At 67.5% G+C, this 20,715-nt stretch carries 16 protein-coding genes, 2 tRNA genes and 1 other RNA gene; 7 read left to right on the top strand and 12 right to left on the bottom strand.

All coding sequences use genetic code 11. The features are described 5' to 3' along the window. Positions 1-35 precede the first annotated feature (35 nt). A complete protein-coding gene (locus ACE37B_RS12935) occupies positions 36-1,460 on the bottom strand; it encodes a hypothetical protein (protein ID WP_409923738.1) in 1,425 nt (474 codons plus the stop codon). Further along, complete coding sequence (locus ACE37B_RS12930; protein ID WP_409923737.1) at positions 1,457-1,585, bottom strand: hypothetical protein; 129 nt, start codon at positions 1,583-1,585, stop codon at positions 1,457-1,459. The genes ACE37B_RS12935 and ACE37B_RS12930 overlap by 4 nt, the downstream gene beginning before the upstream one ends. Before the next feature lie 378 nt (positions 1,586-1,963). Here ACE37B_RS12930 and ACE37B_RS12925 point away from each other — a divergent pair, with 378 nt between their 5' ends. Continuing rightward, positions 1,964-2,827, top strand: coding sequence for a 5'-3' exonuclease H3TH domain-containing protein (locus ACE37B_RS12925; protein WP_409923736.1), 864 nt, complete (start codon positions 1,964-1,966; stop codon positions 2,825-2,827). A 71-nt stretch (positions 2,828-2,898) separates the two neighbouring features. Here the strand turns inward: ACE37B_RS12925 and ffs are convergent. After that, positions 2,899-2,997, bottom strand: an RNA gene (ffs, locus tag ACE37B_RS12920) — signal recognition particle sRNA small type. A gap of 73 nt (positions 2,998-3,070) precedes the next feature. Between ffs and ACE37B_RS12915 the strand changes: the two genes are divergently transcribed. Further along, positions 3,071-3,158, top strand: a tRNA-Ser gene (locus ACE37B_RS12915). Position 3,159: 1 nt separating this feature from the next. Beyond that, positions 3,160-3,639: a tRNA adenosine(34) deaminase TadA gene (gene tadA / locus ACE37B_RS12910; protein ID WP_409923735.1), complete on the top strand. Its 480-nt coding sequence runs from the start codon at positions 3,160-3,162 to the stop codon at positions 3,637-3,639. A gap of 22 nt (positions 3,640-3,661) precedes the next feature. Here the strand turns inward: tadA and ACE37B_RS12905 are convergent, their stop codons facing one another. From ACE37B_RS12905 to ACE37B_RS12895, 3 genes are read right to left on the bottom strand one after another with little or no spacing between them, the layout of a single operon-like run. Continuing rightward, the gene (locus ACE37B_RS12905; RefSeq protein ID WP_409923734.1) at positions 3,662-5,326 is read right to left on the bottom strand and encodes a hypothetical protein; all 1,665 of its coding nucleotides are present in this window, start codon (positions 5,324-5,326) and stop codon (positions 3,662-3,664) included. A 1-nt stretch (position 5,327) separates the two neighbouring features. Then, complete coding sequence (locus ACE37B_RS12900) at positions 5,328-5,912, bottom strand: GTP-binding protein (protein WP_409923733.1); 585 nt, start codon at positions 5,910-5,912, stop codon at positions 5,328-5,330. After that, positions 5,909-6,433: a roadblock/LC7 domain-containing protein gene (locus ACE37B_RS12895; RefSeq protein WP_409923732.1), complete on the bottom strand. Its 525-nt coding sequence runs from the start codon at positions 6,431-6,433 to the stop codon at positions 5,909-5,911. Before ACE37B_RS12895 ends, ACE37B_RS12900 begins: the two co-directional genes overlap by 4 nt. Before the next feature lie 131 nt (positions 6,434-6,564). Here ACE37B_RS12895 and ACE37B_RS12890 point away from each other — a divergent pair. After that, a tRNA-Ser gene (locus tag ACE37B_RS12890) sits at positions 6,565-6,655 on the top strand. 73 nt (positions 6,656-6,728) lie between these two features. On the opposite strand, the gene ACE37B_RS12885 is transcribed toward ACE37B_RS12890, so the two are convergent. The 6 genes from ACE37B_RS12885 to ACE37B_RS12860 form a co-directional block, all read right to left on the bottom strand. Further along, positions 6,729-14,561: a fibronectin type III domain-containing protein gene (locus tag ACE37B_RS12885; RefSeq protein WP_409923731.1), complete on the bottom strand. Its 7,833-nt coding sequence runs from the start codon at positions 14,559-14,561 to the stop codon at positions 6,729-6,731. Positions 14,562-14,676: 115 nt separating this feature from the next. After that, the gene (locus tag ACE37B_RS12880) at positions 14,677-15,846 is read right to left on the bottom strand and encodes a L,D-transpeptidase family protein (protein ID WP_409923730.1); all 1,170 of its coding nucleotides are present in this window, start codon (positions 15,844-15,846) and stop codon (positions 14,677-14,679) included. A gap of 270 nt (positions 15,847-16,116) precedes the next feature. Continuing rightward, a complete protein-coding gene (locus ACE37B_RS12875) occupies positions 16,117-16,470 on the bottom strand; it encodes a rhodanese-like domain-containing protein (RefSeq protein WP_409923729.1) in 354 nt (117 codons plus the stop codon). Between the two features lie 151 nt (positions 16,471-16,621). Next, positions 16,622-18,004, bottom strand: coding sequence for an MBL fold metallo-hydrolase (locus ACE37B_RS12870; RefSeq protein ID WP_409923728.1), 1,383 nt, complete (start codon positions 18,002-18,004; stop codon positions 16,622-16,624). A 99-nt stretch (positions 18,005-18,103) separates the two neighbouring features. Continuing rightward, the gene (locus ACE37B_RS12865) at positions 18,104-18,406 is read right to left on the bottom strand and encodes a rhodanese-like domain-containing protein (RefSeq protein WP_409924336.1); all 303 of its coding nucleotides are present in this window, start codon (positions 18,404-18,406) and stop codon (positions 18,104-18,106) included. A gap of 2 nt (positions 18,407-18,408) precedes the next feature. Continuing rightward, on the bottom strand, positions 18,409-18,996 hold the full coding sequence (locus tag ACE37B_RS12860) for a rhodanese-like domain-containing protein (protein WP_409923727.1): 588 nt from the start codon (positions 18,994-18,996) through the stop codon (positions 18,409-18,411). Positions 18,997-19,126: 130 nt separating this feature from the next. On the opposite strand from ACE37B_RS12860, the gene ACE37B_RS12855 reads away from it, so the two are divergent. The 3 genes from ACE37B_RS12855 (at position 19,127) to ACE37B_RS12845 (ending at position 20,713) form a co-directional block, all read left to right on the top strand. Beyond that, the gene (locus ACE37B_RS12855) at positions 19,127-19,372 is read left to right on the top strand and encodes a metal-sensitive transcriptional regulator (RefSeq protein ID WP_409923726.1); all 246 of its coding nucleotides are present in this window, start codon (positions 19,127-19,129) and stop codon (positions 19,370-19,372) included. Positions 19,373-19,529: 157 nt separating this feature from the next. Then, the gene (locus ACE37B_RS12850) at positions 19,530-20,282 is read left to right on the top strand and encodes a GntR family transcriptional regulator (RefSeq protein ID WP_409923725.1); all 753 of its coding nucleotides are present in this window, start codon (positions 19,530-19,532) and stop codon (positions 20,280-20,282) included. Continuing rightward, positions 20,279-20,713 (top strand): YidH family protein, encoded by a 435-nt coding sequence (locus tag ACE37B_RS12845; protein ID WP_409923724.1) that lies wholly within the window; start codon positions 20,279-20,281, stop codon positions 20,711-20,713. Before ACE37B_RS12850 ends, ACE37B_RS12845 begins: the two co-directional genes overlap by 4 nt. Positions 20,714-20,715: the final 2 nt, after the last annotated feature.

Here is a 20,715-nt window from a genome sequence, read left to right as displayed (position 1 = left end):
TTTCGCTTTGGCGGATGAGGGGGTCGTGAGTTGGTTCAGCTACTCGACAACGAGGAGTCCGAAACCGGAGGCTGGAGTGACGGCGACGACGCCATGCTCGACGTCGCGTTGGTGGTCGCGTTGGTGGTCGCGTCAGGCGTCGCTGGGTCCGGGCCAGCGCTGGGAGGGGCGAGCGGGCTCGACGCCGATGAAGCGAGTGACGTCAACGACGGCATCGACACCTCGGACGCCAGCGCCTCGCCGCTCGATGGGGTGGAGTACTGATCGTCGTTCGACGACATGGCGCTCCCGAACATCGACGCCGCGCTGCTGGTCTCCGTGATCAACGAGGAGTCCAGCTCGTCACGACGCACGAACTGATCGGGGTCCAGCATGAGCACCGCTCGTTCGACCTCTTCGAGTCGTTCGAGCTGGACGGCGGTCTCGACATCCATGTTCTGATCCTGCACCGTGGTCTCGAGTTCGGTGAGTCGCACGGCGGTCTTGTCGACGGTTTCGCCGATCTCGACCTTGAAGCGATCCATCTCGATGCGTACGAGTTCGGCTTGACCGAGGGCCGATTGGATGCTGTCCTTCATCTCGTCGATCGCCTCGGCGTCGACGTTGCCGAGATCCTCACGGATCTTGGCGAACTGGCCTTCGACCTCGGCGAACTTGCTGTCGGCCTTGGCGATGCGATCACTCAACGTGACGACGGCGTCGTCGAGGCCTGCGCTGACGCGGCCGACGTGAGCGTCGATGTCGGCGACGCGCTGGCCGACCTGTTCGTTGATCCGGCTTTCGAGGCCGACGAGTCGCTCGTTGGTCCGGTCTTCACTGGCGTCGACGCGAGCGCTGACGATGTTGGCGACTTCGTTCTGCTGGCGAGCGGCGACTGCCGACAGTTCGTCGAGTCGCATCACCATCGCCGCATGACGCTCGTCGAACGTCGACAGGAGATCGCGGGTGGTCTGGTCGAGTCGAGCGTCGATCGCCTGCGTGACGGAGTTCATGTGGCCGACCATCTGGCTGGCTTGCTCGTCGAACTTGCGGAGGCTGCCACCGAGTGTCTGCACCTCGGAGTCGAGCTTGTCTTGTCGATGTTCGAGCTGCTTGATGATGGGTCGAGCAGCGGACTCGACGGCCGACGAGATGCCGACGTTGGCTTCGTCGACGACACGGCCGAGCCGGGTGTTCATCTCGTCGTGACGGCGCTTCGTCTTCTCGCTGAACTCGTTGAGCCGCTCTTCCAGCGCCCGCTGGAGGTCGGTCTGAAACTTGGAACTGGCCCCGTGCGACGTCTCGAGCGCGCCGGCGAGCGATCGAACCTGGTGCTCGAGCTGCGCGCGTGCTTGCGCTCCTGCGGCGAGTTCCTCACGGATCTGACGCACGGCGGCGTCGACTTCGCTGCTGAATCGCGACAGCTCCTGCTGGACCGCAGCGACGATGTTCGACTGCATCTGTTCGAGCTGATCGCTCATCGCTGCCCCTTCTGGTCCTGGTGCTGGATCCGGATCTGATACCGGTGTTGGTCCTGGTACGGACGCTGACGGTCGCCGTGCTGACGTTCGCAGTGCTGCGTTGAGAGTTCGACGTGGTTGGTCATGATGCTGGTGCCGTTTCCCGTGGCGGTCTGGGTGTCCAGGGATGTATCGACCCCGTGTCTCGCGATCTTGAGGAATTGCTGACGGTTCGCCAACAGCTCTCCGGATCGGGACGCGCTCGCCCTCGACTCGCAGCGCCGCCCAGGTTTCGCGTCTGTCTGCACCGTTCTGCATCACTCGGCTTCGCTCTATTGCCTCTCTCACCACCTGACGGGCTCTCGTGTTCAGATCGCGTTCGATCCAGATCGACCGTCCGTGACGACGGGTTCCGCGCCCGACAACCAGCAGCAGCATCTCCTCGCCACCGGCGCCTCCCTGGGCGCGGGAGGATCCCTGCATCGGCATGACGGCGAACGGTGGGTGCGGCGTAGTGTGCGGGCATGCGCGTCCACCTCGTTGATGGCACCTACGAGCTCTTCCGGCAGCACTTCGGTTCGGCGTCACGGCACGGCAACAGCCATCCGATGGCGGCCGCCGCTGGCGTGGTCACCTCCACCTTGGCCTTGGTTGCCGACGGTGCTACGCACGTCGCGATCGCGTCGGATCACACGATCGAGAGCTTCCGCAACGACCTGTACGCGGGGTACAAGGACGGCGCCGACATGGACCCCGCGATCCTCGACCAGATCCCGGTGATGGAGGAGGCGCTCAGTGCCGCCGGTTTCACGGTGTGGCCGATGGTGACCCATGAAGCCGACGATGCGCTCGCCGCCGCTGCCGCCATCGCCGCTGCCGACGATCGGGTCGAACAGGTCCTGATCGTGACCGCCGACAAAGACTTGGGGCAGTGCGTGATCGGCGAGCGGGTCGTGCAGTTCGATCGCCGCAAGCGCGAGATCGTTGACGAAGCCGGCGTGATCGCGAAGTTCGGCGTCGGCCCCGCGTCGATCCCGGACTACCTGGGCCTGGTCGGCGACACCGCCGACGGATTCCCCGGTCTACCCGGTTGGGGCGCCAAGAGCGCGGCGCTCGTGCTCGGCCGATACGGCCACCTCGAGCAGATCCCGGCAGCGCCGGGCCAGTGGGATGTGCCGGGCTTGCGGGGTGCGGCGAAGTTGGCGGCGACTCTGCAGGAGCGCTTCGACGATGCGGTGTTGTTCCGCCGAATCGCCACGGTCGATCCGACCGTCGACGTCGGAACGGTCGACGATTGGAAGTGGGACGGGCCGACGGCTGCCTTCGCCGAGATCTGTGAACGGATCGGCGCCCCAGGCCTCGTCGACCACGCCAACGACCTCGCGTAACGACTGGTGCCGACCTCGGGCATCACGCAGGGTCACTCACCAAGGGTTGCCGGGCGCCTGTCGAGTGAAGTGGCGACCAGGCGATCTGCGGCACACGAGCGATGCCGATGAAGGCTGCTACCTTCCGGTCCTGACCTGGTTCACGGGCGCCCATTGCACAGGACCCGGTCACCACCTCACCCGACAGGCGAACCTGTCGGCGTCAGCAAGCGTACCGCACGATACGATGCGAGACGCATACCTGGAGGGGTGCGAGAGCGGCCGAATCGGCACGCTTGGAAAGCGTGTGAAGGGCAACCTTCCGAGGGTTCGAATCCCTCTCCCTCCGCCAGATGGTCACCGACCGTGAACCGACTGACATCGCCGACGCGCTTCGCGAGTGGATGGCGGTCGCCATCGACGAAGCACGCGTCGCGCTCGACCACGACGACGTGCCGGTCGGTGCTGTCGTGGTTCGAAACGGCGAAATCATCGCTCGACGCCACAACGAACGCGAGCTCACCGGCGACCCGACCGCACACGCGGAAGTGCTGGCACTCCGCGACGCTGCTGCTGCAGTGGGACACTGGCGGCTCGACGACTGCACGCTGATCGTCACGCTCGAACCGTGCGCTATGTGCGCAGGAGCGATGGTCAATGCGCGACTCGGGTCACTCGTGTTCGGAGCCTCCGACCCCAAAGCGGGTGCTGCGGTCAGCCACTTCCGTCTGCTCGACGGGGCACCGCTGAACCATGTGGTCACGATGACGGGCGGTGTCGACGCCGAGATCTGCGGCGAGTTGCTCCGCGAGTTCTTCCGCGCTCGGCGGTGACGAGCAGCGCTCGGAGGCGTCGTCAGTCGCCGCGACGAAGGCTGCCGATGAGTCGGCGGAGCGCACCTTTTCGAGTCGACGAGTCGGCGTCTTCTTCGTCGAGGAACACGACCGACGCTTGGCCCGGCTCGGGCGCCGGCGCAGGAACGGCAGCAGCCGGCTCGGCGGCTACCTGCTCGGCGGCCAATCGCTCGTACACCGACTCGGCGCTCATGTCGGCCGTCGGCGGTGCGAACGACCCAGCGGCCGTAGCGACGGTGGCGGGCTCGACAGCAGGTGCGATGTCGACGGGTGGTGCGGCGCTCGGGGTCGGGGCCGTGTCGGCGGGCTGTTCGTCGCTCGGTGCCGGAGCCGGTGCGACGGACGATGGAGTGGGCTCGATCGGTTCCGCTGAGCGTTCGATCATCGGCTGAGCCGCGTCGGTCTCGGTCGATTCACCGAGCGTGGGGAGGCGGAGTTCGGGCAGCGTGATCGGAGCGAGGTCGATCTGCGGGAGCGGCCGCGGTTGTGTCGCTGCCTGCTCGATCGCCTGCAGTGCACGGCGCACCGCGTCGGCCACATCGTCGGGCACGTCCGCACCCGGCCCGGGCGGGGTGTCGATTCGCAACTGCGGCATCGCGAACGACACGTTCGCGTCATCCGAGACCTCAGCGCGAGTCTCCGCGCCGGGCTCGACACGAATGGCGTCGACCGCAGCCACCTCGGTTTCGTCGGCCGTCGCCGAGACCTCGACGGTGGTCGTCGGCATCAGCGGCGTGACACGACGAGGTGCCGGTGCTGCGAGTTCCTCGCTGCCGTCGGGCCAGACGATCTGGAAGTCGTCGAGCCACGCGTCGGCATCGTCGGCAGAGCCGTCTGGCGCCGAGCTTGCTGCGTCCGGTCCCATGTCGGTCGAGACATCACCGGCACCGATACCGGCATCGAGATCCGCGCTCGGGTCGACGGGTTCGGCATCGCGCAAGGCGTCGGCAGGCGGGACGGCGTCGGCGAGCCGACCGAGAGCTGGAGGTGCAGCAGCGTGGGCGTGCCCTGGTGGGGCGAGCCCACCGGCATCGGGCTGGTCCCACTCGATACGAACTCCGGACGTCGGCGCCGGCAGGCCGGGCAGGTCGTCGATGACCGACCGGTCCACCTGTGCGACATCGCTCACCGGACGAGACAGGCTCACGTCGATCGGTGCGACAAACCAACGGTGGACGCCCGACTGGTGGTGGCGGTAGGGATTGACCTCGACGGCAGCGACGACCTCGGCGGCCAACTCGGCGACCAGTGCTTCCGTCGACGACTCGACGACCACCATCACCGCATCGCGATCGACATCGGGATCGCGATCGAAGAGGCGACCGAGGTGCTCGGCGCCACCGACGCGAACGACGCCGCGCTCGAGTTGCTGCGGCGTGACGACCCCGGCGGCCAACAGACGTTCACCGAGCGGTGTGTCGCCATGGCGTTCTGCGAAGTAGACCGAACCGCCGTCGACGAAGACAGCGATGGCCGGAGCGGTCGCGAAGCGGAGTTCGCCGGTGAAGGCGCGTTCGCGGGCGATGTTGAGTGTGCGCCACGCGGGCTGGGGCGAGGCGACGGTCGATACCGCGTACTCGGCCAACGACACCTCCGGGGGCAGCGTCGGTCCCGGATTGGGCACACCGCTGGTTCTTGCCGAGGTCGAGGTCATCCACTGGCTCATCTCACGCCACCTCCGCCGGAGTCCGCTCTTCGTCGGCGACATCGAGGTGCTCGTCGGCTTCGAGCGCGTCGAGCAGCGTCAGTAGGATCTCGACGATCACCTTGCGACCCGATTCCGGGTCGACGAGCTGACACGGCACGACAGCTTCGGTGCCTTTGGCGCCGAGGGACCGCGCCATCTTCTCCGCCATCTCCTGATCGTCGCAGCGGTTGACGGCGACGACGGCGGGCACGCGCAGGTCGGCGAGCAGCGAACGCAGTTCGACGCCCGCCGAGGGATGGGTGTCGCGAGCTTGCGCGTCGATCACGAACGCGACGACGTCCACGTCACCTTTCAAGATGTTGGTCATGAAGCGGAAGCGAGCTTGACCCGGCGTTCCGAACAGCAGCAGGCGCACGGCGCCGTCGTCGAGCGAGTACGTGCCGAAGTCCATCGCGACCGTCGTGTGCGACTTGACGTCGGACTCGTCGCCGCTGGTGATCACGTCGGTCGACACGACCTCCGTCTGCGACACCGACTGGATGAGCGACGTCTTGCCGGCCGCGAACGGACCCGTGACCAGGATCTTGAAGGTCTGTTCGTTCATCGCAGATCGTCGGCGAGCAGTCGTGCGCGAGCGCGGACGAAGCCGCGCAGGCGAGCTTGGTCGACGGTCGACAGTGTGAGCATGGCGATGACACGGTCGTGGCCCACCGGCCAGAGCAGCAGGAGCCCACCGTCGTGGTCGACGACGAGTTGGCGCAGTTCGGTGCCCTCGCCCATCTTCACGAGCTGATGCGCCAGGCCGATCGCAGCGGCGAGCATGGCGGCGTGCGACGCCTCGTTCGGCATCGTTTCGGATCGGGCGAGCGCGAACCCGTCGACCGATGCGAGCAACGCGCCGCGAGCACCGGGGACGACCTCGATCATCTCGTCGAGCACTTCGGCTGCCGTCGTCGGGGTGCGTCGAGGCTGATAGCTGGCCGTCGGCGGCGGCGGCGGAGCGAACCCGGGCGTCGGCGCGGGAGCGTTCCAGGTGCCCGTCGGCGTCGCCGCTTGGCCGTGTTCCACGGCGCGTTCGTTCATGGTCGGGGCTCCGGAGCTGGGAGAGGTGTCGACCAGATTCATACATCCGATCATCGGCCGTGTCACGCGGAACCTTGAACCTTTCGTGAGAAACGGCAGCCACGTCGACCCCAGCTGGGCGGACGTTGCCGTCGGGGGTTCGCTCGCGTCGTTTCGTCGCTATCGTGGTCAACGGAAGGCTGCCAGAGCGGACGAATGGGACAGTCTCGAAAACTGTTGAGGTCTTCTGGGCCTCCGTGGGTTCGAATCCCACGCCTTCCGCCAGTACCTCGAAGGGCGTCCACGGAACTCCGTGGGCGCCCTTCGACGTTGTCGGCGCCATCACGGCGCCAGCACCTCACGAAGAGAGGTACACGCCCTGGACGTCGACGACGAGATGGGCTTCCTGTGACGTGAAGGCGCACACCTTGCCGCCCTCGCCGAGCTTCACGGTGACCAGGTTGCTGCGGGTGATGCCGGTGCCGTAGTTGACGCTCGCGGCCACCGGCTGTGGCAGACCGCACGGGTACAGCGTGACGAAGCCGGTGGCAGCGGGAGCCACCGCAGCGACGTTGAGCGTGACCGCACCGCCCGCTTCGACCGACGAGAAGTCGAGTTCGATCTTCTCGCCGGCCTCGAGCGCCTGACCCGACGACCGCGTGTCGAGCAAACGTCCGGCCACGAGTGACTGGAAGTTGGACTCGGTCCCGGCACTCGCCACACCGTTCAGGTCGACGACCACGTCGGTGTCGACCGAGGTGTGGATACACACCGTGCCATCCTCGGAGATCTTCGTGAGGGCGCTGTTGCCGATCGTCTGACCGGCGGCGTAGTTGAGGTTCGATGCCAGCGGCAGCGACTCGCCACACGCGTAGACCGTCAGGAATCCGGTCGCTGCCGGGCGCACCGCAGCGACGTACAACGCCGCAGCGGTCGCATCGGACGGCGCCAAGCCATCGCCGACGATGTCGACCACCAGCGTCTCGCCAGCGGCGAGTCGGGTCGTCGACCGCGTGTCGGTCAACCGGACCGGGGCCACCGCGTTCAGCGGATCACCGGACGCTTCGGCGTAGTAGCCGCCGAGGTCGACGACCACATGCGTCGTCGAGCGGCTGTAGATGCAGAGTTCCTCACCGACGCCGTACGGAGCGATCACGAGGTTCGCGACCGTCTCGCCGGCTCGATAGTTGAGCACCGCCGCCTCCTGACGCTCGCTGGCGCATGGGTACACCGAGATGTAGCCAGACGCGTGCGGCTTCGTCACGGCGAGGTTGAAGACCACGGCCGTCGCATCAGCCGCCAGCAACGTCTCGTCGATCGTGAGGCGATACGACTCGCCCGCCTGCACCTTCGTGCCAGCTCCGGTTCGGGTGTCGAGCACTCGAACCGGATCGATCGACGTGACGTGGTTGGTCGCCTGGCTCACATCGTCGGAGTCGTCGCCACTCGGCGTGGTCCAGCCGGCCGAACCCGACCAGTCGACGAACAGTCCGGCGGATTCCGAGATGGGGTCGCCATCGGGATCCACGCCGAGCACGACGATCTGGTGGCTCCCGGCCGGAACCTTCGCCGGCAGGTTCACGGTCGCGGAGAACGAACCGTTTGCGTCCACTCGGAACGTGCCGAGCACGATCGGGTCACTGCGCAACTCGACCGTGACGGTCGAGAACGGCTTCAGGCCATCACCGCTCACCTGCACCGGCGCGTTGGCCACGGGGCCACCGACGTCGATGCCGATACTGACGTTCAACTCCGGGTCCGGGTCCGGGTCCGGTTCGGGGTCCGGGTCGGGGTCCGGGTCCGGGTCGGGTGCCGGGGCCACGGTGAAGGATTGGTCGAGCGTGTCGGCGGCGAGCACGTTCGTGTTCCCCGCCTGGTCGGCCTGCACGACACAGGTACCCGCACCGACCAGCGACACCGTGCCCGCTGCGAGCGTGCAGACGGTCCCGGCACCGAGACCGAGGCGGTAGGTCGGAGTCAGGCCCTGACTCGACACGGCGACCGGCGTGTAGGTATCACCCACCGTCGGCGATGACGGAGGCGTCGACGTGAAAGTCAGCGTCTGCGTCGCCGGAGAGATGGTGACGAGCATGTCGCCGAAGATCGCCATGGTCGCGTAGTTCGCGGCGTCGGCTCCCGTGAGCACGTCTTCACCCGGCACCGACTCCAGCGAGACCGGTCGGTCGACTCCGGCGTCGGGACCGTCGATGGTCCCGATGGTCGCCGCAGTGTTGGCGGCGACGTCGTCGCCGTCGACGAAACCGTCGGCCGTGAACGTGAGCTCGACGACATCGGTGCCGTCGTAGTCACGGTCGAGCGCGTCGATCGTGTTCGTGACCATCTTCGGCGTGATCGCGATCTCGACGACCTCCGAACCGCCGATCTCCGCGCCCACGGCGTTCGTCGTGACCTGATAGTCGCCGACGTCGGTGGGAGCGGTCGTGCTCTCTGGATACTCGGTGCCGTCGATGCCGACGAACGTCCGCTCGAGCGCCAGCCCGATCGGCGTGGTCTCGCTGATCACCTCGACCGGCGACCCGGTGTACTCGTAGGAGAGTTCGGTCGTGCTGATGAGCGCCTCCGTCGAGAAGTCTCGTGTCGCTCCGTAGGCCACGCTGCCGAGATTGTCGTCGGCGAGCACCCTCACGAAGTACTCGGTGCCCGGATCCAGCCCGGTCACGTCGGCCGTCACCGCGGTGAGGCCGATGCCGGTGACCGCGGCTGGCGTCGCTGCCAGCAACTCGGCGTCGACGGTACCGAGCAGTGCTTCGGTCGGCGCGTACTCGAAGTACACGTCTGACCCGAGGCCGTTGGCGTCGGCGTCGCCGTGGAACGTCGCCGAGGTGGCGTCGATCGCCGCCACCGCTTCGGTGACCGCCACCGGCGGCGTGACGATCTCGAAGCCGCCGACACCGGTTGCGGACACCGCCGCGACTCGCACGGCATACCGTGCGCTCGACGATGGCACCGTGAACGTCGCCGTGGTCGAGGCCGATCCGGACGACGCGGTCGTCCACGTCGAGCCGTCGGCGGTGTACTGGACCAGGTAGCTGTCGATGGGTGACGTGTTCGCCGCCCCGGCCGTCCAGTCGATCTCGATCTCGGCGCCCGTCCGGACGACCGCGTCGATGGTCGGGTGCGAGGGAACCAGCCCCCCGACGATGCCGGTCGTGCGCGGCGTCGAGCGTGGGCCCGTGCCGGCCGCATTCGTCGCTTCGATCGTGAAGTAGTAGGTACCGGCGGTCAGGCCCGTCACCGTGTGCGACGTGCCGGCCACCGAGTAGGACTGGACGATCGAACCGGCGATCGCTCCCGACCAACGGATCAGGTTGTAGGAGGTGATCGGGCTGCCGTTGCTGTTGCCTTCGTCCCAGTCGAGCGTGACGCTGTTCGCAGTCGGGGATGCCCGGAAGCCGGTGACCGCTCCCGGGAGACCGAACGGTGTGGCCTCGACGGTGTTGGATGCGGCTCCACCACCGACGATGTTGACGGCGCGAAGTTCGACGTCGTACGCCTGTCCGTTGGTGAGACCGGTGATCGAGATCGGCGACGAGCTCGACGACGCGGTCGTCCAGGTGCCACCGTCGAGGCGGTACTGGTAGCCGGTCACGGAGGAGCCACCGTTGCTGGCGGGCGCCGTGAAGGCGACGCTGAGGAAGCTGCCGCCAGGCGTGATCCCGGTGATCGTCGGCGCGCTCGGCGCGCTGAGGGGTGTGGCGCCCGACAGCGACGACCACGAGCCGATACCGGCCGGGTTCACCGCTGCCACACGGAACACGTACGCCGTCGTGTCGACCAAACCGGTGACCGTGGCGGTCGTCGAGGTGGAGGTGCCGTCGGCGAAGGTGAGGAACGGACCGCTCGGGCTCGTCGCGTACTGGACCACGTAGTCGGTGATCGGTTGGCCACCGTCGGACACGGGGGCGGACCACGTCAGCACCGCCGACTGCGGACCGGATGCGGCGGCGAACGCCACCGGAGCGCCGGGAGCGGACGACGGCGTCGCCGTGACCGGATCCGACGCCGGACCGACGCCGGCTGCGCTCGTCGCGCGGATCCGGATCTCGTAGGCCGTCGCGAACTCGAGTCCGCTGATCGTGAACGGGTTGGCGCCCGAGCCGGTCGAGACCCAGTCACCTCCGTCGAGTTGGTACTCGTAGTCGGAGATCGCGGCACCGCCGAGGTCGTCGACGTCGGCAGTGATCGTCAGTGCGGTCTGGGTCGGCTTGACCGAACCGATCGACACCTCCGGCACGGCCAACGGTGTGACGGCCTGTCGGGGCGCGCTCGCCGGGCCCGAGCCCGTGGCGTTCTCGGCCGAGACGTCGACGTAGACGGTCACACCGTTGGTGAGACCGACGACGTCACAGCCGGTCAGATCGGTCGTGCTGCAGGATGCGATGGGCGAGCCACCGGCAGCCTGGGCGTACACCGATATCGTGTAGGACTCGACGGCGGCGCCGCCGTCGTCGAGCGGAGCGGCCCACGTTGCGGTCGCTGTTCCCGGCCCACCGGTGGCGACGACCGAACCCGGCGCACCGGGAAGGGCGCTCGGCGTTGCGGACACGGGGTCCGTCGGGTCGCCGTCGCCGATGGCGTTGACGACACGGACGCGCACGTCGTAGGACGTACCGTTGTCGAGGCCCGTGATCGTGAGCGGGCTGCTCAGCGAGCCGGCGGGCACCCACGCACCACCGTCGAGTTGGTACTCGATCGCGGTGATCGGGGAGCCGCCATCGGCACCGAGAGAGAAGGTGAGCGTCAGCGCCTCGTCGGCCGGCGAGATCGTCAGGCCGGACGGTGCGTCGGGCGCGCCGCGCGGGGCGACCACCTCGCTGGCACTCGCGGGTCCGGCACCCGCAGCGTTGACCGCTCGGAGCTGGACGGCGTACAGCGTGCCGTTGACGATCGGGGTCGCAGCGACACCGGAGACGACGGTCACGTCGATCGGCGACGTCGTGGCGGCCGCAGCGCTCCACGTGACACCGCCGTCGGTCGAGTACTCGTAGCTGGTGATGGCGTTGCCGCCGTCGGAGGCCGGGGCGTCGAAGGCGACGGCCAGGGTTGCGTCACCGGCGACGATCGAGGTGATGTCGGGCGCACCGGGAAGCGTGAACAGGGAGAACGGCGCGGCGGCGGTGGGATCGCTGGCGCCCCACATGCCGTTCTCGGAACGCATGTACAACTCGTAGTCGCCGTTGGCGAGTCCGTCGATGTCGAAGACCGTGTCGAGGGTTCCGATGTTGGTCCAAGTACCGCCGGCACCCAGACGGTATTCGTACTGCATGATCGGGGAGCCGCCGTTGGAACCCTGCGTGAAGTGCACCGTCACCCCACCGTCACGGCGCTCGATGAGATCGATCACCGGCGTGTCGGGCGACGAGGTCGGGAATCCATCCACGACTGCCGAGGCCGCGCCCGCACCGGCAGCGTTGACGGCGCGGATCTGCACCGGGTACGTCAGGCCTCCGGTCAGCGGCGTGCCGTCGGACGACAGCCCGGTGATGACGAGCGGCGACGAGGTCGACGTCACGTCACGTGTGCGCCACGTGGCGCCGTTGTCGGTCGAGTACTCGTAGTCGAGGATCGCACTGCCACCGTCGGACGACGGAGCGGTGAAGTCGACCGACAGTTCGCCGTCGGTGACCGGCAAGGGGGTACCGACGATCTCGGGCTCGGTCGGCGTGGTCCGCGGGGTCGCGGTGTCGACGGCGGCGACGCTGGCGCCGGCGCCGTTCACGGCGCGCAAGCCGACGGAGTACTCCGTGCCGTTGGTCAGGCCAGGGATCCGGAACGGGCTCTCGACCGACACCACCGACGTCCACGAACCGCCGTCGAGCGCATACTCGTACGACGTGATCGGCGAGCCACCGTTGGTGGGCGTGTCGTATTCGACGAGGATCGAGCGGTCGCCCGGAACCAGCGTCATCGACGGCACGGCGGGCACGCCGTTGGCGATGACCGTCGACGTGTTCGAGTTCGCGCTGGCACCTGCGGCGTTGAGCGCACGCACGACGATGTCGTACGACTGGCCGCCGCTGAGACCGGAGATCTCGAGCGGGCTGACGACGCTGGCAGGTGCTCGCGTCGTCCAGTTCTCGCCACCGTCGATGGAGTACTCGACGTTGGTCAACGGGCTTCCGCCGTCGGAGCCGACGTCGAACTCGACGTCGGCCGAACCGGCGTCGAGTGCGAGCGCGGAGATCGCCGGTGCCGACGGCACCGTACGCGGTGTGCCGGCCTCCGGGTCGGACGGCGAACTGACGCCCGCGGCGTTCGTCACTCGCACGACGACGTCGTAGCTCGTGCCGTTGGTGAGGCCATCGATCGTGAACGACGAATTGCCGCTCCCGGTCGAACGCCAGGCGTCGGCGTCCACCTGGTACTCGACCAGGGTGAGGTCGCTGCCACCGTCGAATCCGGTGACGTCGACGTCGAGCGCGCCGTCGGCCGGGGCCAGCGACAGCGACGGCGTACCGGGAACGGTGTAGGGGGTGACCTCGACGGTCGGGGACCAGGCGCTCTGACCCGCAGCGTTCACCGCAGCGACCCGAACGGCGTACGTGGTGCCGTTGTCGAGGCCGCTGATCGGCGTCGAGGTCGTGTTCTCGTCACCGGTGTAGGCGGACGTGAACTCGCCCGCCGGCTGCGGGGCCGTCTCCACGACGTAGCCGGTGACCGGCGAGCCGTTGTCGACCGTCGGTGCGAGCCAGTCGACCTCGATCGACCCGTCGGCGCCGACACCTCGCAAGCCAGTCGGTGCATCGGGGACGTCGCTCGGCGTCGCCGAGACCGCTGGAGCGGACGCTGGGCCGACACCGATCACGTTCAACGCACGGATCTCGACCGCGTAGGTCTGGCCGTTGGTGAGACCGGTGATGGTCAGGCGGGTGTCCGTCACGGAACCGGCGACCCACTCACCGTTGTCGAGACGGTACTCGTAGCCGCTGATCGGCGCGTCGGACGGCGCCGGGGTGAAGTCGACGTGGATCGTGCCACCGGCCGTCTCGGTACCGGTGACCGTCGGGGTGCCCGGCACGTCGCTCGGCACCGTAGCGAGCGCCGTCGTGGCGAACGCGCCGACGCCCTGGTCGTTCTCTGCGGCGACCCGGAAGAAGTAATTCGTGCCGTTCGTCAGCCCCGTCACCTGCGCGGACGTCTCGGTGGAGACGCCGTCGACGAAGGGGGTCCACGGACCGCCCGAGTTCGTCGCGTACTCGATCAGGTAGTCCTCGATGTCGGAGGCACCGGAGGAACCCGGTGCGTTCCACGCGAGCGCCACGGCGTCGGTCTGGGCGGTTGCGCTGAGATTGGTCGGTGTACCCGGGGCGCCGTTGTCGTAGATGATCGTGACCGAACCGTTGGCGCTGTTTCCGCTGTAGTAGGCGTAGCTGTCGATCAACCCGGGGAGCCCCGCGGTCGAGTTGAGGCCGGGCGCACCACCGAAGCCGAACCACTCGGTCGCGGTCGCACCGCCGTACTGGACGTCGCCGCGATCGCCGCCCTGGGCGCCGCCGCCGCCGGCGCCGGAAGCGCCACCGTCGCAGCTGCCGCCGCACGCATCGGACGTGTTGTAGCCGGGACGGCCGGTCGTCGACGTCGCGTCCGGACGAGGAACGTGACGATCTTCGGAGACACGCCCGATCAAGACGGAGAACTGCCCGTTGCCACCGTTGCCGCCTGCACCACCGGCGACGACGTCGACACCGTCGATCTGGAGCACCGTCGCAGCACCGGAGCCACCACCGGCGCCCGAGGAGCCTGCCCATCCGGAGATGCCGCCGACTGCGCCGTCGTAGCCGGCGAGCGGATTCTGACCGCCTGCGCCGCCCGGCGCGGACCCGCCGCCGCTGCCTTGACCGCCGCCGCCACCGACGGCGACCGTGATGATCTGTCCGGGTGTCACCTCGATGGTGCCCGTGACCACGCCCTGGTATCCGCCGAAGTTCGGCGTCGGGAAGTCGACTCCGCCTCGGCCCCCCTGCCCGCCCTGGAGCGTCACGGTGATCGAGGTGACGCCTGACGGCACGGTGAACGTCTGTGTCGTTCCCGTGTAGCCGAACGTCTCGGTGACCGTGGTGGTCGCCGCGACCGGGCTCGCGCCGGCCGTGATGGTCGCCGCGATCGCGAGGACCGCCGCGAGGAGAATCGTCAAGAACCGGCGTGGAGGCGCCACTGATGGTGCAGGCATAGCGACGGACCGTGCGGCCATGGCATGCCCGCGCCCGAGGCTGCGACCCCCTTTTCGTCTCCCGTCTCTGCGTCACCCATCTCTGCGTCGCCCGTCCGGCGGGGCGGGCGCGCGCTCAGCCTTGGTAGGCGCCCTGCACGCTTACGGTGAGGTTGATCGCGCGCTGGCTCCAGGTCGGTGCCGTGTCGAACTGCAGTCCGAGCCACGCGACGAGCAGATCCTGGTGCTCGACCGACAACCGCGCGCAGCCTTTGGATTGCGGGCTCGTCGGCACGTTGTTGGCGCCGTGGATCGCCTGGCCACCGTCGAAGTAGATCGGCTTGTACATGTTGCCGTTGAGCGGGTTGTCGATCGACACCGGGAACTCGCTCGAGTCGTGCCACCCACCCGTGTCGGCAGCCGGGTCGAACCGGAACGCCCGAGAGCGCTCGCTGGTCCGCGTTTCGTGACCGGGCTCACCCGTCGAGGTGGGGAACCCGAACACCAACTCGTCGACCGCGCCAGCGAAGATGAACTGACACGTCTGGTCGATGAGGAGCCACTGATCCTGGTCGACGGTCGCCATCGGTGGCGGCGGCAACTCGTCGGCGGCGAGCAAGATCTGCTCCTCCTCACTTCCCGCGGCCATCTCGGCCGTGCTCACCTCGAGCCCGAGCGCCAGCCGCGCCGCGCACAGACGTTGCCGGGTGACCGGTCCGGCGATCCCGTCGACGGCGAGTTCGCGTGCGCCGAGTTCGGCGAAGAGGAGGTTCAGCTTCATCTGCTGGACCTGCACGTTGGTGATGATCGCCGCCGACACGATCTCCTCCGATGGATCGACTCGCTCCGAGCCGGTGACGTCGTCGACGCCGTTGCCCGGACAGATGTCGAGCGTGTCGCCCGGGGTGAGACGCTCGTCGACCAGACCGTTCTCCGCGCGCAGCGACACACGGTTGATCGTCTCGCCGTCGTCGATGCGCTCGACGATGCCGACCAGGGTGTCGTTCACCTCGATCTCGATGACGCAGTCGTCGTTGTAGAACCGCGAGGCGGGCTCGGTGGTGGTCGTGCTGGCCGGCGCGACGCTGGTCGTGGGCGGCGCATCCGGCGAGCTCGACGACATGGCCGTCTCGTCGGACACCTCGACAGCGGCGCTGGCCGGTGCCGTGTCAGTGGCTTCAGCGGTGGATCCCGTCGCATCGGATCCCGAGTCACCGGAGCTCGCGACCTGCGCGGCGCACGAGGAGAGCAGCAGGGCTGACGCGGCAAGCGCAGCATGGGTGCGTCGGCGCTGCGGTCGTCTCATCCCGACGACGGTAGCGAGCCTCCGCCGCGCCCACCGGGCTCTTCGACGTGTTTCACCGGGAGTTTCGCTCCCTCAGCGACGAAGGAGCTTCGACATCAACGGTGGACGAGATGCAGCCGCGTCGCAGGCGCAACGATCGGCGACGGGCACATCACCGAGCACCTGCTCGACGTGGGCGCCGCACCCCTTCCATGATGGCTTCTGGCAATTCGGACAGGTGACTCGACGGCACATGGGGATCTCCTCGATTCGTGTGAAGGGTGAACAGCGTCAGTTCGACGCGAGTTCGCGGTAGGCGTTGAGGCCGCCGTCGATGTAGGCGGCGTTCACGTAGCCCATCGACTTGAGCGACGCTGCCGACAACGCGCCGCGGTTGACGGCGTTGCAGTAGCAGAGAATGGTGGTGTCGAGATCGGGGATCATCCCTTCGACGAGCATTTCGAGCTTGCCGCGGCTGAGGTGCTGCGAACCGGCGACGTGGCCGGCTTCGTGTTCGTCGGGATCACGGATGTCGAGGGTGACGGCACCTTGTGCGACGAGGTCGTCGACGTCGGCGGCAGGCACGCCCCGCACCTGGTCCTGGGCGACGTCGGCGAGGTGCTGGAACTTTTCGGAATAGGCCATGAGGCGCTCGATTCTTGAAACGGTGCAAGGGAAACGGTGCAACGGAAACGGTGCAACGGAAACGGTGAAACGGTGATGGGGGCTGCTGTCGGTGCCGTCCAGGGAGTTGACGGCACCGACAGCAGAGATCGTGCCGCAGAGGTCGGTCGGGTCAGACCACTGCGGGTTGAGCGTCGATCCAGGCGCCGTAGCCACCGAGGATGTCGGAGACGTCCTCGAAGCCGGCCTGGCGGAGCAGGCTCGCAGCCACCGATGAGCGGTAGCCGCCGGCGCAGTACACGACGGTCGGAGCCGACGGGTCGAGTTCGCCGAGACGGGTCGGGAGCTGTCCGACCGCGATGTCGACGGCACCGTCGATCGTGCCGAGCGCGACTTCGCCGGGGTTGCGGATGTCGACGAGTTGCAAGCCCTCGATCTGGTCGCGGCGACCGTCGAACTCCATTGCGGTGAGCCGGGACGCCTGACGGACGCGACCCGGGTTGTCGGCCATCACGGCGAGTGGATGCTGGAGGAATCCGACGACCCGGTCGAACCCGATGCGGGCGAGACGGTTCTTCGCTTCGAGCTCGAAGCCGTCGTCGGCAACGAGCACGATGTCGACGTCGGAGGGGACGATCGACCCGGCGAACTCGGCGTAGCGACCGTTGAGGCCGACGTTGATCGAGCCTGCGAGGTGGCCGCGAGCGAAGTCTTCGGGGTCACGCCCGTCGACCACGAGCGCACCGTCGGCAACGAGGCGGTCGAATGCCGCGAGGTCGAGGGCCGTCGGCATCGCGGTCTCGTCGAGCAGTTCACGATCCTTGCGGTTGAGGATCGCATCGAAGACGAAATAGCTCGGAGCGGGCGGCTGACCTTCGGTGACGAGATCGAAGAACTCCTGCTTGCTGCCCGCACGGAGCGCGTAGTTGGTCTCGCGCTGCACGCCGATCGTCGACCAGGTGTCGGTCGACAGGTTCTTGCCACACGCCGACCCGGCACCGTGACCGGGGTAGACGCGCGTGCTGTCGGGCAACGTCATCAGCTTGCCGTGCAGGCTGTCGTACAGCTTGTCGGCCAACTCCTCTTTGGTGAAGCCGATCGACGCGAGCAGGTCGGGCCGACCCACGTCGCCGATGAACAACGTGTCGCCGGTGAGCACGCCGTAGGGCTCGTCGTCGTCGGCGTGTTCCCACACCACGACGCTCAGCGACTCCGGCGTGTGCCCCGGCGTGTGCAAGAACTCGAGCACGACGTCACCGAGCACGAGGCGCTCGCCGTCTTCGAGCGGACGCGTGGCGAACTCCGGCGTGGCGATCGACGAGTAGCCGATCTCGGCACCGGTCGCCTCGGCGAGCTCGAGGTGACCCGACAGGAAGTCGGCGTGGAAGTGCGTCTCGACGACGAGTTCGATCGTCAGCCCCGCTGCGGCAGCGTCTCGGACGTATTCGTCGACGTCGCGTCGGGGGTCGACGACCACGGCACGGCCGGTGGTCTCGTCACCGATCAGGTAGGAGGCTTGCGAGAGGCAGTCGAGGTAGTACTGGGTGAACTTCACGGGAAGGTCCTTTCAGGGAGTGACCGAAGGAGCGGTCACGATCGGGTGAGAATATGTACGGTCATTATACCCCTAGGGGTATCGAACGTCAACCCCTCGTCACGGCGACTGCTCGTCGTGGTAGGCGAGCATTCCGCCAACCAGATTCACGACGTCGGTGAAGCCGACGCCGGTGAGAAACTCGGCGGCCTGGCCACTGCGACCACCGCTGCGACACAGCAGGACGACGCGGCGGTCGCGGTCGAGTTCCTCGAGACGGCCAGGGACCTGACCGAGTGGGATGTTGACCGCACCGGGAATCGTTCCCTCGGCGACCTCGTAGGGCTCACGCACGTCGATGAACTGCGTGGTGTCGTCCACGACGCTCGCGTACTCGTTGACGGGATGGTTGGTCACGGGCATCATCAGGCCGCCTTCCGGAGCTGGTCGAGCACACCATCGATGTCGCAGTTGTTCGACTTGTTGTAGGGGAGCTTGGCGAGGGCGTTGCCCATCGCGCAGGTGTTGGTCACCGCGGAGAACGTGAGCCCCGCAGCGACACCGCCCGCAAGCCACTTGGCCTTCGGCACGAAGATGCTCACCAGGATGCCGACGAGCGAGATCGACCCGGCGACGAAACGCACCTGACGATCCATTGCCCACTTGGTGCTGTTGCTGCGGACGACGTCGCCACCCGTCGATTCCCAGGCGTCCATGCCGCCGTCGAGCAGGTGGAGGTGCTGCTTGCCGGCGCCGGTCAGCTTCGAGTGCGCCTGCCCGGCGCGGGCGCCCGACTTGCACACCAACACGACCGGATGGTCGACATCGGCCAGATCGGCGACATGCTCGGCGAGGGTGTCGAGCGGGACGTTGTAGGCGCCGGGGATGTGCACCGAGTCGAATTCGCCTCCGGTCCGCACGTCGAGGATGCGCAACGCCGGATCCTCGCGCATCAGTTCGCGCAGTTGTCGAGCATCGATGGTGTCGGTGGCGGGAAGGGTGGCGTTGGTCATGTTCGTCTCCGTGGGTCTGAGGGTGGGTGATGCCGCTCCGACGAACCGTCGCCGCAGCATCTTGACTTAGAACGAATATACGTACAAAGTCGAGTGAACCACAACATACCCCGCCCGGTATTCTGTTCCCATGCGATTTCCCGATGAAGTCAGTTCCGACGTGTACAAGCGTCTTCGCCGCCTCGAAGGCCAAGTACGCGGCCTCCAGCGCATGATCACCGATGGCGAGGAATGCCGCGACATCGTCACGCAACTCGCCGCAGCACAAGGAGCGCTCGACCGCATCGGCTTCAAACTCATCGCTGCAGCACTCACCGACCCTGATGCTCGGCCCGATGTCGACGAACTGGAGCGCCTGTTCCTGAAGCTCAGCTGACCCGGGCGAATCCATCGAATCGATCCGGTCCCGATCCGTCACCGGACTCCGGTTCCACCAGCTACCGCGACCGGATCTTTGGGCTATACCGTCTGGTTGTACGGATGTACTCATGAACACGACGACCCGGTCGCGCCACGCGGCGAGGAGAGCACGAATGACACTCGACAGATCGAGCCCGATGCCGCTGTGGGCGCAACTCGAGGCGCTCCTCAAACGGCGACTCGAGTCGGGCGAGTTCAACGAGCGGTTTCCGACCGACACCGAACTCGTGAATGAATATGGCGTGAGTCGCCACACCGTTCGCGAAGCGATCCGCCACCTCAACCGGACCGGCATTCTCCGACGGGAACGCGGACGCGGAACCGTCGTCAACCGGGCCGAGTTCGAACAACCCCTCGGGGCGCTCTACAGCCTGTTCCAGTCGATCGAATCGTCGGGCGTCGAACAACGCAGTGAGGTGCTCGCGCTGCGCGAGGAGACCAACGACCTCGCAGCCGAGCAACTCGGGCTCGCCACCGACACACCACTCGTGTTCCTCGAACGAATTCGATGTGCCGGCGGAGAACCCTTGGCGATCGACCGCACCTGGGTGCCCGCCTCGATCGGCGCGCCGCTCCTCGCGAGCAACTTCGAACGCACTGCGCTGTACGACGAGATGGAGCGGCTGTGCGGCGTGCGTCCGAACGCCGGCTGGGAACGGATCGCCCCGCTCGTTCCGACGCCGAGCGAGCGTGACGTCCTCCAGTTGCGGCGAGGACAGGCCGCGTTCTTCATCGAGCGGCTGAGCACCGCGGGCGGCGCACCGATCGAATGGCGCACGACCACCGTGCGCGGCGATCGCTATCGGTTCGTCTCGGAGTTCGAGGCAGGGAGTGCCCCGGCACTGGTCGCGGCAGCTCGCGAATGAACGGCGAACCAAACGACCAGCCAAACGACCAGCCAACCAGCGAACCAGTCCAGGGCCGCCTCCGGCGTCAACGCCAACGGCTGTTCCCAGGCGATCCCACCACCGTCGGCACCGACCCCGACTACCGTTTCACGCTGGCGAACGAGCGGACGTTCCTCGCCTGGATCCGAACGTCGCTCGCCCTGGCCGCCGGCGGCCTCGGCGCGTTGACCGTACTCAACGACTTCCGTGGCGAAGAGGTCCTCGGCATCAGCCTGCTCGTCCTCAGCTTTCTGACGGCGGCGACGGCATATCGACGCTGGTCGCTGAACGAAAAAGCGATGCGGCTCGACGAACCCCTACCGTCGTCACGGCTACCGCTGGCGATGGCCGTCGGCGTGTCGATCGTGGCGCTGGTCGCCGCGATCGTGTTCGTCATCGACGCCGCGTGAAT

Source organism: Ilumatobacter sp. (assembly GCF_046290335.1).
GTDB lineage: Bacteria > Actinomycetota > Acidimicrobiia > Acidimicrobiales > Ilumatobacteraceae > Ilumatobacter_A.
This window is presented reverse-complemented; position numbering and strand designations above follow the sequence as displayed.

Bases quoted from the DNA above. Each gene is read 5' to 3' on its own strand.
- ACE37B_RS12875 (WP_409923729.1), bottom strand. From the start codon at position 16,470: ATGGCCTATTCCGAAAAGTTCCAGCACCTCGCCGACGTCGCCCAGGAC.
- ACE37B_RS12860 (WP_409923727.1), bottom strand. From the start codon at position 18,996: ATGACCAACGCCACCCTTCCCGCCACCGACACCATCGATGCTCGACAA.
- ACE37B_RS12880 (WP_409923730.1), bottom strand. From the start codon at position 15,846: ATGAGACGACCGCAGCGCCGACGCACCCATGCTGCGCTTGCCGCGTCA.
- ACE37B_RS12855 (WP_409923726.1), top strand. From the start codon at position 19,127: ATGCGATTTCCCGATGAAGTCAGTTCCGACGTGTACAAGCGTCTTCGC.
- ACE37B_RS12885 (WP_409923731.1), bottom strand. From the start codon at position 14,561: ATGCCTGCACCATCAGTGGCGCCTCCACGCCGGTTCTTGACGATTCTC.
- ACE37B_RS12845 (WP_409923724.1), top strand. From the start codon at position 20,279: ATGAACGGCGAACCAAACGACCAGCCAAACGACCAGCCAACCAGCGAA.
- tadA (WP_409923735.1), top strand. From the start codon at position 3,160: ATGGTCACCGACCGTGAACCGACTGACATCGCCGACGCGCTTCGCGAG.
- ACE37B_RS12925 (WP_409923736.1), top strand. From the start codon at position 1,964: ATGCGCGTCCACCTCGTTGATGGCACCTACGAGCTCTTCCGGCAGCAC.
- ACE37B_RS12905 (WP_409923734.1), bottom strand. From the start codon at position 5,326: ATGAGCCAGTGGATGACCTCGACCTCGGCAAGAACCAGCGGTGTGCCC.
- ACE37B_RS12935 (WP_409923738.1), bottom strand. From the start codon at position 1,460: ATGAGCGATCAGCTCGAACAGATGCAGTCGAACATCGTCGCTGCGGTC.
- ACE37B_RS12850 (WP_409923725.1), top strand. From the start codon at position 19,530: ATGACACTCGACAGATCGAGCCCGATGCCGCTGTGGGCGCAACTCGAG.
- ACE37B_RS12895 (WP_409923732.1), bottom strand. From the start codon at position 6,433: ATGAATCTGGTCGACACCTCTCCCAGCTCCGGAGCCCCGACCATGAAC.
- ACE37B_RS12865 (WP_409924336.1), bottom strand. From the start codon at position 18,406: ATGCCCGTGACCAACCATCCCGTCAACGAGTACGCGAGCGTCGTGGAC.
- ACE37B_RS12930 (WP_409923737.1), bottom strand. From the start codon at position 1,585: ATGACCAACCACGTCGAACTCTCAACGCAGCACTGCGAACGTCAGCAC.
- ACE37B_RS12900 (WP_409923733.1), bottom strand. From the start codon at position 5,912: ATGAACGAACAGACCTTCAAGATCCTGGTCACGGGTCCGTTCGCGGCC.